The sequence below is a fragment of the Aidingimonas halophila genome (assembly GCF_900106955.1).
Lineage (GTDB): Bacteria > Pseudomonadota > Gammaproteobacteria > Pseudomonadales > Halomonadaceae > Aidingimonas > Aidingimonas halophila.
The window spans coordinates 331121-345795 of the sequence record NZ_FNNI01000005.1 but is presented as its reverse complement, the minus strand read 5'-3'; the positions used below and the strand labels follow the sequence as shown (position 1 = coordinate 345795).

14 protein-coding genes are annotated in these 14675 nt (G+C 57.4%); 8 read left to right on the top strand and 6 right to left on the bottom strand.

The window, feature by feature from the left end; genetic code table 11:
• Positions 1-57 precede the first annotated feature (57 nt).
• Entirely contained in the window at positions 58-1383 is a 1326-nt protein-coding gene (locus BLW01_RS11700) for an MFS transporter (protein ID WP_092569875.1), read from the top strand.
• 67 nt (positions 1384-1450) lie between these two features.
• Here the strand turns inward: BLW01_RS11700 and BLW01_RS11695 are convergent, their stop codons facing one another.
• The gene (locus BLW01_RS11695) at positions 1451-2662 is read right to left on the bottom strand and encodes an ROK family transcriptional regulator (RefSeq protein WP_092569873.1); all 1212 of its coding nucleotides are present in this window, start codon (positions 2660-2662) and stop codon (positions 1451-1453) included.
• A 294-nt stretch (positions 2663-2956) separates the two neighbouring features.
• On the opposite strand from BLW01_RS11695, the gene BLW01_RS11690 reads away from it, so the two are divergent.
• The 5 genes from BLW01_RS11690 (at position 2957) to BLW01_RS11670 (ending at position 8807) form a co-directional block, all read left to right on the top strand.
• Positions 2957-4486, top strand: a complete 1530-nt coding sequence (locus tag BLW01_RS11690; protein WP_229806415.1) for a sugar ABC transporter ATP-binding protein — start codon at positions 2957-2959, stop codon at positions 4484-4486.
• A complete protein-coding gene (locus BLW01_RS11685; protein ID WP_092569871.1) occupies positions 4467-5480 on the top strand; it encodes an ABC transporter permease in 1014 nt (337 codons plus the stop codon). Before BLW01_RS11690 ends, BLW01_RS11685 begins: the two co-directional genes overlap by 20 nt.
• 52 nt (positions 5481-5532) lie before the next feature.
• A complete protein-coding gene (locus tag BLW01_RS11680; RefSeq protein WP_229806414.1) occupies positions 5533-6492 on the top strand; it encodes an ABC transporter substrate-binding protein in 960 nt (319 codons plus the stop codon).
• A gap of 74 nt (positions 6493-6566) precedes the next feature.
• Positions 6567-7622: a sugar phosphate isomerase/epimerase family protein gene (locus BLW01_RS11675; RefSeq protein WP_092569867.1), complete on the top strand. Its 1056-nt coding sequence runs from the start codon at positions 6567-6569 to the stop codon at positions 7620-7622.
• Between the two features lie 15 nt (positions 7623-7637).
• On the top strand, positions 7638-8807 hold the full coding sequence (locus BLW01_RS11670; protein ID WP_229806413.1) for a Gfo/Idh/MocA family protein: 1170 nt from the start codon (positions 7638-7640) through the stop codon (positions 8805-8807).
• A gap of 26 nt (positions 8808-8833) precedes the next feature.
• Here the strand turns inward: BLW01_RS11670 and BLW01_RS11665 are convergent, their stop codons facing one another.
• From BLW01_RS11665 to BLW01_RS11645, 5 genes are all read right to left on the bottom strand, one after another.
• Complete coding sequence (locus BLW01_RS11665) at positions 8834-9601, bottom strand: VOC family protein (RefSeq protein WP_092569865.1); 768 nt, start codon at positions 9599-9601, stop codon at positions 8834-8836.
• A 149-nt stretch (positions 9602-9750) separates the two neighbouring features.
• Positions 9751-10929, bottom strand: a complete 1179-nt coding sequence (locus BLW01_RS11660; protein ID WP_092569863.1) for an acetate/propionate family kinase — start codon at positions 10927-10929, stop codon at positions 9751-9753.
• Positions 10930-10943: 14 nt separating this feature from the next.
• Positions 10944-11912 (bottom strand): bifunctional enoyl-CoA hydratase/phosphate acetyltransferase, encoded by a 969-nt coding sequence (locus tag BLW01_RS11655; RefSeq protein ID WP_092569861.1) that lies wholly within the window; start codon positions 11910-11912, stop codon positions 10944-10946.
• 164 nt (positions 11913-12076) lie between these two features.
• A complete protein-coding gene (locus tag BLW01_RS11650) occupies positions 12077-12355 on the bottom strand; it encodes a GrxA family glutaredoxin (RefSeq protein WP_092569859.1) in 279 nt (92 codons plus the stop codon).
• 134 nt (positions 12356-12489) lie between these two features.
• Entirely contained in the window at positions 12490-13311 is an 822-nt protein-coding gene (locus BLW01_RS11645) for an inositol monophosphatase family protein (protein ID WP_092569857.1), read from the bottom strand.
• A gap of 105 nt (positions 13312-13416) precedes the next feature.
• On the opposite strand from BLW01_RS11645, the gene hybE reads away from it, so the two are divergent.
• Both hybE and BLW01_RS11635 read left to right on the top strand, forming a co-directional pair.
• A complete protein-coding gene (hybE, locus tag BLW01_RS11640) occupies positions 13417-13848 on the top strand; it encodes a [NiFe]-hydrogenase assembly chaperone HybE (protein ID WP_175529824.1) in 432 nt (143 codons plus the stop codon).
• 55 nt (positions 13849-13903) lie between these two features.
• Positions 13904-14671 (top strand): 3-hydroxybutyrate dehydrogenase, encoded by a 768-nt coding sequence (locus tag BLW01_RS11635; RefSeq protein WP_092569853.1) that lies wholly within the window; start codon positions 13904-13906, stop codon positions 14669-14671.
• Positions 14672-14675 lie beyond the last annotated feature (4 nt).

Sequence of the window (14675 nt, the reverse complement as noted above, 5' to 3'; positions counted from 1 at the left end):
GAATGCCGTCCGCCATCAACGGTTTCCCGTCATGACCCATTGGTTGAGGAGGGCGTTTTGCGCGGCATCCCGGCAACATTGCCGATCCTGTTCCTATGCGAGATCAGTTTTCTGTTGGGTCATGGGCTGATCATGACGCTGCTTGGCGTGCGCATGTCGCTGGAAGGTTTTCCATCGCAGATGGCCGGGTTGCTGATGTCGAGTTTTTCCGTTGGATTCGTCTGTGGCAGCTACTGGCTTGAAAAGCGTATACGTGCGGTTGGACACATCCGTGTTTTCGCCGCATGTGCCGCCATGCTGGCAGTGACGGCGATGCTGCATGGATTATGGGTCAATCCCTGGGCCTGGCTGGTGTGGCGAGTGTTCGGTGGTGGCGCGACAGCGGGCTTGTTGATGGTAATGGAATCCTGGGTATCGGGGGAGTCGACCAACGATAATCGTGGACGGGTACTGGCGTGGTACATGGTCATTTCCACGTCGTCGCTTGCGGGAGGACAGTGGTTGCTCAACCTGGCCGATCCGGCGACGATGACACTGTTTTCCGTGACCGGCATGTTGTTCGCATTGTCTCTGGTACCGCTGTCGATTCATCGTATTCACGGCCCCAGCCGCACGACTGATCTGGTACCGCTCAAAATTCGCGTGCGGACCTTGTATCAACGGGCACCGGTCGGTCTGGTATCAGCCTTCGTCGCCGGTTTGATGGTTCAGTCGTTTTTTGCCATGACTCCCTATTACGGTCAGGAAATCGGCTTGAGTACCTCGCAAACGGCCCAATTCATGTCGATCACTACTCTGGTTGCGCTGGTCGCTCAGTGGAGCCTGGGACGTATTTCCGATCATTTCGATCGGCGCAAGGTCATCCTGATCATGGCCATCGTCATGGCGATTGCCGGCGTGTTCATCTCGTTGGCCGCTCGGGAAAGCTTTGCCATGCTGTTGGTCGTGGCCTGCTTTCATACGGCAATGTTGCATACGCTGTACTCGATCAGTCTCGCGCATACCAATGATTGGCTGGAACCCGAGGAAATCGTTGCCGCCAATGCCAAACTGATGATGTGGTACGGCATCGGCTCGATCGTGGGTCCGTTCACGGCCTCGTTGGTCATGAAGGTCACCGGTCCGGATGGGCTATGGTTGTTTCTCGGCGCGGTGGCTCTGACACTGGCCATGTTCGTGGTGGTGAATCTGCATGGAGCACGCCGCTATGAGCCCGAAGTGGAACAGGAGCCCTATGTGGCGGTTCCCGTTCTGGAAACCATGCACTATCACAGTGAACTGGATCCACGCCACGAGCCCCAACAATATGAGCTGGATCTGCAGCTGGAGCCGTTGGCGTTCCTGGATGAGGAAGACGCTGGGGAGCACGCCCATCATCGTTGATCGATATCGAGACATATCGGCAAGCGAGTGTGGGGCGAGAGCGTGTGTCTGGCGTGTGGGAAGGCAATCAGGGCGGCGTTACCAGGAGATCCGGTTCGATGGCCTGGAGCGTCATGGCAATACCGCCAAGACACGTCATGTCCCGTTCCCAGGGGCAGGTTGCCAACTGGCTTGCACCGATCAGTTCATCGACCAGAGCCTCGCGAAGCGCTCTCTCCAGCGAAGGACGCATGGCATCGTAGCCTCTCACGCCCGACCCGGTAATCAAGACCAGGTCCGGGTTGAAGAGCGCCAGCACATTGGCGATACCGAAGCCGAGCGCTCGACCGGCCTTGTCGTAAATCTGGCGGGCAACCGGATCGCCCTGAAGCGCTAACTGCGTCAAGGTCTGCATCTGGTCATGTGAAGGGTGCGCACTGTCACCGGCCGGAAGCGCCAGCATGGAACGGGCCTCTCGATAGAGCGCGTAATCGCTGGTGTAGGCTTCAATACAACCACGACGTCCACAGGCGCATAGCGCACCTCCCGGTTCATACTTGCTGTGTCCGAACTCCGCCGCTGATCCCTGCGACCCCAGGAAGGGTTTGCCGTCGATCAACACTGACATGCCGATACCGTAACCCAGCATGATCACGACCAGATTCGGATACGACGAATATTCCGGCTGTTCGGCGAGTATTCTGGCAATGCAGTTGGCATCGTTTTCCAACAGGACGGGGCAGTTGAATACGTCAGCCAGGTGGTCCGCAAAGGAAGCATTGCGAAAACCCAGCGCCGGCGACCAGATGATCGTGCCATTGACCGGCGATACGACGCCCTGAACTGCAAGGCAAATGCCTGCTACCCGCTGCCAAGAGGCTTTCATGGTGGCATGGACCTCGCTGATCCTTGTTTCCAGGAAATCGCTCAGTTGCGCCGGCGTCAATGACTGCGTCGTTAGCGTGAAATGAGCGCTGTGCCGAATATGGCCGCTGAAATCCCCCACCACGATCTGCACCTCGTTGATCGACAACTTCACGCAAATCACACAAGCGGCATCGCGATTGAGTTCGATCAGCGTTTTCGGTCGACCGCGTCCGCCGTTTCGATGCGCATCATGTGGAAGCTCGACAATCAATTCCTGCTTCAGAAGGTCCGCGGTGATCGATGTCACGGTCGCTGAACTGATGCCATTCATGGCGCCCAGATCCACACGGGCCGTGGGGCCATGAGTTCGTAAGCTGCGCAGTAGCGCCAGGGTGTTATCACGGCGGGTGATGTCGTTGAGAGGCAGGGTCATGAGGTAGATGACTCGTTCTGTGTTACTGACAACGTTATATCAAGGGGCGGGAGCCGTAAATCAGGATCGCTGGCATGACCATCGGCGACAGTGCATTGCTTTCCGGGTATCTTTCGGCGCCTGATGCGACAAAAGTGGCATAGGTGGGAATTTAATTTAGTGTCTAAAGTAAAACCAGTTCGGGTGGCGATCCGTGAGCCTGGCTTCGTGGACAATGACCATTGGCAGCGATGCTGGCGCTCATGAAATCAACTAACGAAGCGGTACTGCTCTCGACCAGAATAGGATAGGCGGATGCCGATGAATCAGGACGTCTTGCTGGAAGGACGGCGGATCTGTCGCTTTTTTGGCGACAACCAGGTGTTGTTCGATGTTGACCTGGCGCTGAACGCAGGTGAGGTACACGCCTTGCTGGGCGAAAATGGGGCCGGTAAATCCACGCTGGTGCGTATTCTCTGTGGCTACCTGTCACCGTCGAGCGGAGAGGTGATCATGGGAGGGCAGCCGCGTCGCTATCGTTCCAGTGGCGAGGCGGAAGCGGATGGCGTGGTCATGATTCATCAGGAATTGGCGTTGGCCGATCAATTGACCGTCGAGGAGAACATCTTCCTGGGCCGTGAGATACGTCGTGGTCCATTTCTGGATCATCGGGAGATGCGTCGTCGTAGTCAGGCGGCGTTGGCTGAGCTGGAAACCCATGTCGACCCACGTGCCCGGGTTCGCGATCTGGGGACATCGGACCAGCAGATGGTCGAAATTGCCAAGGCTATCACCCGCGATGTGCGCGTCCTGATCATGGATGAACCGACGGCGTCGTTGACCGAGCAGGAAGTGCAAGTCTTGTTCGACTTGATTTGGCGATTGCGCCAACGTGGCGTAGCGATTCTGTACATTTCCCATAAGCTGCGCGAAATCGAACAGATTGCCGATCGGGTCACGGTATTGCGTGATGGTCATCTGATCGACACTGCGCCAGCGGCTGACCGTGACAAGGAGGGACTTTCACGGCGGATGGTGGGGCGCGAGATCACGGAAATGTATCCTCCCAAGACGCCCGTTGACACTGACGCTCCGACGGTACTTGAGGCGCGTGGCATCTCTGTGCCGGGAGCGGTGCATCACGCCGGTTTTACGTTGCGGCGGGGGGAGGTGCTGGGATTCGGCGGCGTGATCGGTGCAGGACGTACGGCTCTGATCGAGGCGGTTCTCGGACTCCGTCCGCGCTCATCCGGTGAGGTGTGGCATCACGACCAACCGGTGAATTTTCGTCATTTGCGTGACGCCGTACGGCACCGTATTGCCTATCTCACAGAGGATCGCAAGGGGAAAGGGTTGGTACTCAACATGGGGTTGCGTCCGAATCTCACACTCTTGAACCTTCGCGCCTATTGCCATCCGCTGATCGATCGACATCAAGAGGAGCAGGCATTTCAGAAGGCGCTCGACCAGTTCGATATCCGTCTTCGGACCCAAGCCAGGACCGTGGCGGAACTCTCCGGTGGCAATCAGCAGAAGTTGTTGCTGGCAAAGGTGATGTCGATCGACCCCGAGATCGTGATCATCAATGAACCGACACGTGGCATCGACGTCGGAACCAAGCAGGAAATCTATCGCTTTATCCGGGAACTCACCGATGCCGGCCGCTCCGTGATTCTCATCTCTTCGGAGATGGCTGAGCTCATCGGCCTGTCTCATCGCGTTGCCGTGATGTGCGCCGGTGTGCTGACCGGCGTTCTCGAAGGTGAGCGAATCAACGAGGAGGAAATCATGCAGTACGCATCCGGGATCAAGGGGAGGGAAGTGAATGAGCAACGTCTTGCCTGAGAGCAGCCCCGTCAAGCAGCGTCTTACCGGGGTGGATTTCAAAACGTGGGGGCCGTTCATTGCCTTGCTGGCGCTCGCTATTCTCGGGGTGCTGATCAATCCGGCCTTTCTGGGGTTGGACAACCTCTCCAACATGCTCACCCGTAGTGCATTCATCGGAATAATCGCTGTCGGGGCTACCTTCGTCATCACCGCCGGTGGGTTGGATCTTTCGGTGGGCTCGATGGCGGCGTTCATTGCCGGTGTCATGATCCTGATCATGAACAGTCTGGTTGATCAGTTCGGTCCCGGTTTGGTCACGGTGCTGATTGGAGTGGGCGCCTCGTTGATCCTGGGCATCGGTGCCGGCTTCATCAATGGCCTCGTTACGACCAAGGGAAAAATCGAAGCCTTCATCGTGACGCTAGGCACTATGGGGATCTATCGCTCGCTGGTCACGTATCTGGCCGATGGCGGTACCTTGACCCTGGACTGGAATGTTCGCGATGTTTACCGGCCTGTCTATTACGATAGCCTGCTGGGCATCCCGATACCGGTCTGGGCTTTTTTGATAGTCGCTGTAACCGGATACATTCTGCTCAACTACACCCGTTTCGGGCGTTACTGTTTCGCCATCGGCTCGAACGAGAAAGTGGCCGAGTACAGCGCCATTCACGTTGATCGGGTCAAGACATTGACTTATGTCCTGCAAGGGATCTGTGTCGCCCTGGCGACGATGGTCTATGTGCCTCGCCTGGGCTCGGCCTCGGCAGCAACCGGCGTCTTGTGGGAGCTTGAAGCGATTGCGGCGGTAATCATCGGCGGCACCGTTCTCAAGGGAGGGCATGGTCGTATCTGGGGCACGGTGGTCGGGGCGATCATGCTGACCATGATCGGCAATATCCTCAATCTGACCGATGCGATTTCCAACTATCTCAACGGCACGGTGCAAGGAATCATCATCATTGTGGCGGTGTACCTGCAGCGTGCGGCGTGGAGAACTCCGGGGCCATGAGTCGGCGCTTGCCGCCCCCGGCAAATACAACAAGCATAAGCAGGAGAGGAGCATGACAATGTCTGGCATGAAGAAAACACTGGCTGTCTGCGTATCGACAGCGGCATTGGGGATGCCAATGATGGCGTCAGCCGACGAGTACACCATCGGTGTCTCGATTCCGGCTGCCACCCATGGGTGGACGGGTGGAGTCAACTTCCACGCGGAAGAAGCCAAGGAGCGACTGGAGGAATTGTATCCGGATGTCTCCATCACCATCGCTACAGCGAGCGATCCCGGCGAGCAAGCCAATGATCTGGAGGATCTGGTTTCACTGCGCGATATCGATGCGCTGGTGGTGTTGCCGTTCGAATCCGGTCCGTTGACTGACCCGGTAAGGCGGGTGAAAGAGGAGGGCGTTTTCGTCACTGTGGTGGATCGCGGACTGACTGAAGACGGTATCGAAGATCTCTATGTCGCTGGTAACAACTACGAGATGGGGCGTGTCTCCGGTGAGTACATCCGTGACGAACTGGGCGGTGAAGGCGACATCGTGGTGCTGCGCGGCATTCCGACCGTGATCGATGATGAGCGTGTCGAGGGATTCGAGTCCGCCATCGAGGGCTCTGACATCAATATTCTCGATATGCAGCATGCGAACTGGAATCGTGATGACGGTTTCGAGGTGATGCAGGACTTCCTGTCGCGCTTCGACGATATCGATGCGGTCTGGGCCCAGGACGATGATACGGCGCTCGGTGTGATAGAGGCGGTCAAACAGGCAGAGCGCGAGGATGAGCTCTTCATCGTTGGTGGCGCCGGCATGAAGGATATCATCGAACGAGTCATGGAAGGCGATGACCTCGTTCCTGTCGATGTGCTGTATCCACCCGCGATGATTGCCACGGCCATGGATCTGACGGTACAGCACTATATGTCCAACGGGCCGGTTGTCGGTGAGTACATTCTCGGGTCGCCGCTGATCACCGAGGACAATGCCGAGCAGTATTACTATCCCGATTCTCCGTTCTGAGTGCCCCGCCGAACGGGGGGAAGGGACCTCCCGTTCGAACATCAGGTTCATATTGTCGATTTCCGGAGTGGATTATGAAAACGATCAAGGGACCGGCGATTTTTCTCGCCCAATTTGCTGGAGATGAGGCCCCGTTCAACAGTCTCGATACCATTGCAGCCTGGGCGGCGGGCCATGGTTACAAGGGCGTCCAGCTCCCCAGTTGGGATACCCGATTGATTGATCTCAAGCGGGCTGCCGAAAGCACGACCTATTGCGATGAGATCAAGGGCACGTTGGCGGAGAACGGTGTCGAGCTGACCGAGCTTTCCACCCATTTACAGGGACAACTGGTGGCTGTGCACCCGGTCTACGATGACGTCTTCGACGGCTTTGCCGCCCCTGAGGTCAAAGGGGATCCGGCGGCTCGTCAGGCGTGGGCGGTTGAGCAACTGAAGCTGGCGGCACGGGCGTCACGCAATCTCGGCGTTTCTGATCATGGTACCTTTTCGGGCGCGCTGGCGTGGCCTTTCGTTTACCCGTGGCCTCAACGGCCGCCCGGACTGATAGATGCCGCTTTCGATGAACTCGCCAGGCGCTGGCGTCCGATCCTCGACGCCTTTGACGAGGCAGGGGTCAATCTCTGCTATGAAATTCATCCCGGTGAGGATCTGCATGATGGCATCACGTTCGAAATGTTCCTGGAGCGCGTCGGCAACCATCCACGCTGTAATATCCTCTACGACCCCAGCCATCTGATCCTGCAGCAACTGGATTATCTGGGCTTCATGGACATTTATCGTGAACGCATCAAAATGGCGCACATCAAGGATGCCGAGTTCAATCCCAGCCCCAGGCAGGGGGTCTATTCCGGCTACCAGTCCTGGACCGAACGTGCGGGGCGTTTCCGCTCTCTGGGTGACGGGCAGGTTGATTTCAAGCGGATCTTTTCATGGCTTGCCGCCAACGATTACGACGGATGGGCAGTGCTCGAGTGGGAATGCTGTCTCAAGCATCCGGAAGTTGGTGCGCGAGAGGGTGCCGCTTTCATTCGCGATCACATCATAGAGGTGACCGAGCGCGCGTTCGATGATTTCGCGGATGGTGGCTCGGACGATAGAGCCAATCGACGTATTCTGGGACTCGACTGAACGAGGGGAATGACGATGAGCAACGAGGAGACTGCCAACCGTCGACTGAGACTGGGGATGGTCGGTGGTGGACCGGGCGCCTTTATCGGTGGGGTGCACCGCATTGCGGCTCGCCTCGACGATCACTATGAACTGGTGGCAGGGGCGTTTGCCTCTGATCCGCAACGCAGTCAGGCGGCGGCTGCGGAATTGCATGTGCCACAGGCGCGCGCCTATCCCGATTATCGGACGATGGCAGAGAGGGAGAGTGAGCGCGACGATGGTATCGATGTCGTGGCGATTGTCACGCCCAATCATCTGCACTTCGATGTCGCCAAATGCTTTCTGGAAGCCGGTATCCATGTCATTTGCGACAAGCCCATGACGACCTCTCTTGACGATGCCCGGACCTTGGCGACGCTGGTCGCACGTAGTGGTCGCTTCTTCGGACTGACCCATAACTACAGCGGTTATTCGCTGGTGCGCCAGGCCCGTGACATGGTTGCAGCGGGAGAGTTGGGTGAGTTGCGAGTCGTCCAGGTCGAGTACCCGCAGGATTGGCTCGCCACTCGACTGGAAGATAGCGGTGTCAAACAGGCTGAATGGCGGACGGATCCGCAACGCAGTGGCCCGGCGGGTTGTCTGGGCGATATCGGTACCCACGCTTACCATCTGGCGCGATTTGTCACAGGGTTGGAGGTCGACTCTCTGATGGCTGATCTGCATGCATTCGTCGAGGGACGTGTTCTCGATGACAATGTGCAGATGATGCTGCGCTTCAAGGGCGGTGCCCGTGGCATGCTATGGTCGAGTCAAGTGGCTTCGGGGAACGAGAATGGCCTGAAATTGCGCGTGTATGGCAGCCAAGGGGGATTGGAGTGGTACCAGGAGGATCCCAACCACTTGATTCATGCACCACTTGGAGAGCCACCGCGTACGTTGACACGCAATGGGCCGGCGTTGGGTGATGCCGCGCGTGCCGGGGTGCGTATACCGCCCGGGCATCCGGAGGGGTACCTCGAGGCCTTCGCTCAGCTGTACAGTGATTTTGCAGAACGCATTCGGGCACTGGATGCCGGGCGCGATGCCGATCCGCTGACATTGAGTACTCCCGGCATCGATGATGGTGTGGAAGGTATGCTATTCATCACGCGCGCATTGGAATCAGCCGAGGCAGGGGGCGTCTGGGTCGACTTCGTCCTCTGAAGTCGCCTTGTCTCGCTGCTTGTAGATCAGGCAATTTCGCAGCGCGTATGGAGTGGTAGCAATAATTCGGCGGCTCGTTCCTGGTGGCTCGGCAGGCATTTCTGCACCAGCGCGATGCCGCCCAGCGATTCACGATGCTCATCACCGCCGCTAAAAATGAGTCGTTGCGGCGAGCTTGGATAATAGCGGTAGTTGAGCAGTGGAGATATCGGGAACACACCATGATGCCGATCGGGGTGCCCGATGTACCCCGCTTGTTGCATTTGCTGATCCAGATGTGGCAGGTCGCTGCCCAGGCGCTCGCAATCGAATCCGGTGTGATGCAAGCGAGGACCCGTCACGGCGAGCCATGCGGCCATGGGATGTGCCGTTTGGAGCTTCCGGTAGCTTTCTCTGTCGGGCATCGGCCATGGACGCCCATGGCAGAGCCTGTCCTGGCCACGAAAGTGGGATGCTGGAGCTTGTGCGATCAAGGTTTCCAGATAATGGCGGGGATCACGCGTCAATGTGCCCAGCTGCAACTCGCAGAGAATCAACCAGGCTCCATGATCCGGCGGTGCCATGAGTGAAATCAGCAGACCACGGTCAGCCATGGCGTAACGTTCGACCCGCCGGTAGCCGAAATGCCCCAGGGTGGGCATGAGATTCTCGATGGAAAACTGGCGGTGATTGAGCGTCAGTATGACGAAATATTCCGGGATGCTATCTAACGGCCATAAACGTAACGCCCCGATATCGGGGTGCCTGTGAATGTAGTCCAGCCATAATTGTTGCAGGAATTCCTGGCGTTGCATCTGGATGTTCCCTCCGTGCGACTTGTCGGCAAGCGAAGGAAGCGGTCCAATCCCTGGAGGCTATGTGTGGGAACCGTTCCTGTCCCGAGTATAGGCCCAGATAATATATGAGCATTCAACGCCAGAGTGACGATCGGAGAGCATGCCGGTCATTCCCGGCCAGAGGGCCCTGGGTGGGGATATGCCGCCATTCGTCGTGTCGCGATGGCAATTTCTTCTTCTTCATCAGTGGGTATGACGAGTACGGCAGGGCCTCGTCCGGCATCTATCCGTGAAGCGTGACATTCATTGGCATGATCGTCGATCCGGATACCCAGCCATGCCAGTCGGCGGCAAACCGCGTTGCGTATGCTGTGGCTGTGTTCACCGATGCCGGCGGTGAATACCAGCGCATCGAGTCCTTCCAAAAGGGCGCAGAGTGCCCCAATGCCTTGAGTCACACGATTGATGAACAAGTCGATGGCTTGTTGGGCTTTCGGGTCGTCGCTGACTTCGAGATCGCGCAGATCATCGGAGAGTTCGGACACACCGTAAAGGCCACTATCATGGTAAAGCATGTGTTCCACGGCGTCGGCACTCCAACCCTGCTGTCGTTGAAGATAGAGGATGACGCCTGGATCGAGGCTGCCACAACGACGCCCCATCATCAGGCCGTCGAGCGCTGTAAACCCCATGGAGGTGGCTTGGCTCTGCCGGCGGTGCAGTGCACACAGGCTGCATCCTTGCCCCAGGTGGGCAACAATGATGCGACCATCGGCCTTCTCTCCCAGATACTGTCCGAGACGACGGGCAATGGAGGCATAGGAGAGCCCGTGAAATCCGTAACGCAGGATGCCGTTGTCCATGAGGTGGCGAGGTAGGGCAAACTGCTGATTGACCCATGGCTGAGTGCGATGGAAGGCGGTATCGACGCAAACCACATGCGGCAACTCCGGATAACGATCCTGAAGATGTTCGGCGATTGCCAGGGCCTGGGGTTGATGCAGCGGAGCCAGCGGGATCAAGGATGCCAGATAGTCCCTGACAGTCGCATCCAGCAATACCGGTCCTTGCAGGCGTTGTCCGCCGTGCACGACCCGATGGCCGATTGCCTGGATATCGGTCAGGTATTCATGGCTATCGAGCCAATCGAGCAGCGCGGAGGCGGCCGCTTTATGACCTCTCTCCGCGGCAGGAAAATCGTCGCCATCGACATTGTCATGTGAAAGGGTCAACGTCGGTCGAGAGCCGACCCGTTCGACGACACCGCGTATCACAGGCTGCTGATCAGCGTAGATACCGAATTTCAGGCTCGATGACCCGGTATTGATGACCAGAACGGAAGACATGGCACCCAGTTCCTTCATAGATAGTCGGGATGGTAATGGACCAGACGCAGAGCGATGGCCGAGGACGCCAGTCTGCTTGAAATATCGTCGGCCCGACTGGTCAACATGATGGGAACGCGGGCACCGAGGACGATGCCTGCCGCTTGTGCACCGGCAAGATGGATAAGCAGTTTGGCGATCATGTTGGCGGCTTCCAGGTCCGGTGCCATCAGTATATCGGCCTGTCCTGCGACCTCGGACTCGATGCCTTTCTGGCGTGCGGCATCATGAGAGACAGCATTGTCGATGGCCAGAGGTCCATCAAGAATACCTCCCGTAATCTGACCACGCTGGCTCATTTTGCATAATGCTGCGGCGTCCAGCGTCGACGGGATATCGCTCTTGACGGTCTCGACAGCCGACAGGATGGCGACCTTGGGGCATTCGATCGCCAGTGCATGAGCGAGCTCGATGGCATTCTGAACGATGTCGCATTTAGCCGTAAGATCGGGAGCAATATGCAATGCGGCATCGGTGATCAGTAGTGGTAATGGATAGCTGGGCACATCCAGCGCATAAACATGACTCATTTGCCGCTCGGTTCGAAGTCCGGCGGCTCGGGACAATGCTGCAGTCATCAGCTCATCGGTGTGCAGCGATCCTTTCATCAGCGCGGCAACCCCCTTGGTCGCTGCCAGAGCGACGGCACGTTCCGCACTGGCATGACTGTGTGGGGTATCAATGATGTCGAAATCATCGAGATTGACGGCCAGGTCGTCTGCTGCTGCCTTGATACGGGCCCAGGGCCCCACCAGCACCGGTTCGATCAGCCCTTCCCGCCAGGATGCCAATGCGCCGCCGAGCGATGAGGCGCTACAGGGATGAACGACGGCTGTGCGGATCGGCGGATAGTTACGCGTCGACTCGATCAATTGCCTGTGTCGGACGCCGGTATCATGGTGATGTGGGGGGGATGCCGTATCGTCAGCCGAGGAGATGTTCATGGGAGAGGTATCCTGGTGCCCGTTAGGTGTGCGGATGACAATCCTTGACTGTAGAGGATGTGCAGGAGGGTTGCACACTCACTTGCATGAAGATTGATTGAGATCATGATGGGCACGAAAAAGGCCGCTCCCGGGAGCGGCCTTTGATCGACACAGAGAAGTTCTTACCACTGGGCTGTCGTCTCGGGAATCAGGGCCTTGTCTTTCACGTATTGATCGAATTCAGTGAAGCCACCGATGTGCGTCTGGTCGACAAAGATCTGGGGAACGGTTTCCACGGGTTCACCGATGGTCTTCTCCATATCGGCCTTGGTGATTCCTTCTTCGTGGATATCAACATAACGAAAGCCGGAAATGGCTCCAGCGTCGCTAAGTTGGTCTGCGAGTTCTTTGGCCCGTACACAGAACGGGCAGCCGGGACGGCCGAAAATGACAACGAACATCAGTCCCTCCTTGCAACGCAAAATAAGTCATCGGTGAAATGGTGGATAAACTGTTTCGTATCATCCCTTAGTCGAATAGGACAGGCCAATAGTCTCTGACTACGCCAGTCATAAGTCGTCGCTATGGGACGGGGTCATGAGTCGATAACTCTATCGGCATCGGCGCGTTTCAACAAGTCGGTCAGGCTGCCATAAATATCCGGTGCACTGACGACGATATTTTCGCCATACAGGTCGGTTGGCATGCCTTGCGGACAGGGATAGAGATGTCCGGTCCTTGCCCCGGCTTCCCTTGCAATGAGGAGTCCGGCGGCGAAATCCCAGGGCTTGACACTTTCGTAATAGGCATCGAGACGACCACAGGCTACATCACACAGATCAAGCGCGGCCGAGCCATTGCGGCGAATATCCTGGCAGTTGGTCAGTATGGCGGTCAGTCGTCGCATCAGCGGGGTGCGGCTATCACGGCGGTAGGGAAAGCCGGTGGCCACGAGACTTCGCGCCAGTTTGTCAGCACGACTGACACGGATCCGTTCACCATTTCGATAGGCGCCCTGACCGCGAATGGCCGTGAACGTTTCATTGAGGAATGGCGCGTGAACAACACCGAGTTGAACCTGTCCTTCTTTGACCCAGGCAATGGATACGGCAACATGAGCCAGTCCCTGGGCAAAATTGACAGTACCGTCGATCGGGTCAATGACCCACAGCGGTTGCTGAAAGTCCAGTGATTGCTGGTCCGGTGAGAGTTCTTCGGTGAGCCGATGTTCGTCAGGGAACCGGGCTTCCAGGGCGTCACCGATTGCCGTGTCGACGGCGACATCGATGTCAGTGACCAGCTCGCTACCTTGTTTGTAATGGCGGTCGAACTCTTGATGTTGGCGTGCCTCACGGATCTGCTGGCCTGCCCGGGTGGCAATATCGATAGCGCTGTCGAGGCGTTCGGTGAGTCGCATGAACTCTCCTGGCAAACTGTCGTCGGTGATTCACCATTCTAACAGTTCGTGATGACATCCTGCCTGGTCTCAACCTATGATGCCGATGCGAAGGAGAGAGAATCGATGCAGGCGCTGAGCCAAAGCCAGTATGAAGAGTTACGCGAATTGTCGCGCTGTTACTATCGACACCATCTGTCGGCATTCAAGCACTCGGCGCATCGCAACTCGCGTTTGAGCGTCGACCTGCTCTGTTGTCAGCCTTGGGGGGATGAACTGTGTGGTGCATTGATCACGCCACTGGCACTGTCTCTGGTCTTGATACCGGCCACGCCTCACAGGGTGGTCCCGGCGGACGGCGAACAGCGCCTGAAGCGATTGCCTGATGGTGAGTATCCCTTCGTGGCGGAGCATCTCCCTGACGGACGTTGGTTGTGGCGTTGTCAGCTGCTCGATGACATGCATGAGTTCGATGGGGTCGAGGACGCCAATCGGTTGGCTCAGTATTTGCTTCAACGAGTGATGACATCCTCTACCGGGGCTGATCACCAGGGATAATGCTATGCTGGACCAGCGACGAGTATGTCTATCCCCTCACACTCAGGAGTGAAGCATGAACGACAATGCGATACCCAGGGTCGCTTTGGTGACAGGGACTTCCAGCGGGATTGGTGAAGCGGTGGTCGAACAGCTATGCCGATTGGGTCATCAAGTGTTGGCCGTGGATTTCAATGCCGATGGCCAACAGAAGGCCGATCGTGCCGGGGCGGCGTTCATGCAGGGTGATTTGACCGATCCCGAGGCGTGTCGAGGTGCTGTCGCCGAAGCGGTCAAACGTTTTGGTCATTTGGATATTCTCGTCAACAACGCCGGTATTCAGCATGTCGATAGCATCGAGGCCTTTCCCGAAGCCAAGTGGCGTCACATTATCGACCTTATGCTGACGGCTCCCTTCCTGCTGTCTCAGGCAGCCTGGCCCTACATGCGTAAGGGGGGGTGGGGGCGTATCATCAACATTGCCTCGGTTCATGCTCAGGTGGCTTCTCCGGGCAAGGCGGCATATATCAGTGCCAAACATGGCCTGATCGGTTTGACCAAGACCGCAGCGCTTGAAGGGGGTGGTGATGGCATTACCGCCAACGCTATCTGTCCCGCTTATGTAAGGACGCCGCTGGTGGATAACCAGATCGCTGATCAGGCACGTATGCATGGCATGGAAGAGCAGGAAGTGATCGAACAGATAATGCTCAAGAATGCCGCCATCAAGCGGCTGATTGACCCATCGGAAGTTGCTTCGCTGGTTGCCTATCTGGTATCGGATGACGCCAGCGCCGTGACCGGATCGAGCTGGAATATCGACCTGGGGTGGACGGCGCAGTAATGTC

Excerpts from the sequence above, each read along its gene's own strand:
- BLW01_RS11695 (WP_092569873.1), bottom strand. The coding sequence starts at position 2,662 with ATGACCCTGCCTCTCAACGACATCACCCGCCGTGATAACACCCTGGCG.
- BLW01_RS11690 (WP_229806415.1), top strand. The coding sequence starts at position 2,957 with ATGCCGATGAATCAGGACGTCTTGCTGGAAGGACGGCGGATCTGTCGC.
- BLW01_RS11685 (WP_092569871.1), top strand. The coding sequence starts at position 4,467 with ATGAGCAACGTCTTGCCTGAGAGCAGCCCCGTCAAGCAGCGTCTTACC.
- BLW01_RS11680 (WP_229806414.1), top strand. The coding sequence starts at position 5,533 with ATGACAATGTCTGGCATGAAGAAAACACTGGCTGTCTGCGTATCGACA.
- BLW01_RS11675 (WP_092569867.1), top strand. The coding sequence starts at position 6,567 with ATGAAAACGATCAAGGGACCGGCGATTTTTCTCGCCCAATTTGCTGGA.
- BLW01_RS11670 (WP_229806413.1), top strand. The coding sequence starts at position 7,638 with ATGAGCAACGAGGAGACTGCCAACCGTCGACTGAGACTGGGGATGGTC.
- BLW01_RS11665 (WP_092569865.1), bottom strand. The coding sequence starts at position 9,601 with ATGCAACGCCAGGAATTCCTGCAACAATTATGGCTGGACTACATTCAC.
- BLW01_RS11660 (WP_092569863.1), bottom strand. The coding sequence starts at position 10,929 with ATGTCTTCCGTTCTGGTCATCAATACCGGGTCATCGAGCCTGAAATTC.
- BLW01_RS11655 (WP_092569861.1), bottom strand. The coding sequence starts at position 11,912 with ATGAACATCTCCTCGGCTGACGATACGGCATCCCCCCCACATCACCAT.
- BLW01_RS11650 (WP_092569859.1), bottom strand. The coding sequence starts at position 12,355 with ATGTTCGTTGTCATTTTCGGCCGTCCCGGCTGCCCGTTCTGTGTACGG.
- BLW01_RS11645 (WP_092569857.1), bottom strand. The coding sequence starts at position 13,311 with ATGCGACTCACCGAACGCCTCGACAGCGCTATCGATATTGCCACCCGG.
- hybE (WP_175529824.1), top strand. The coding sequence starts at position 13,417 with ATGCAGGCGCTGAGCCAAAGCCAGTATGAAGAGTTACGCGAATTGTCG.
- BLW01_RS11635 (WP_092569853.1), top strand. The coding sequence starts at position 13,904 with ATGAACGACAATGCGATACCCAGGGTCGCTTTGGTGACAGGGACTTCC.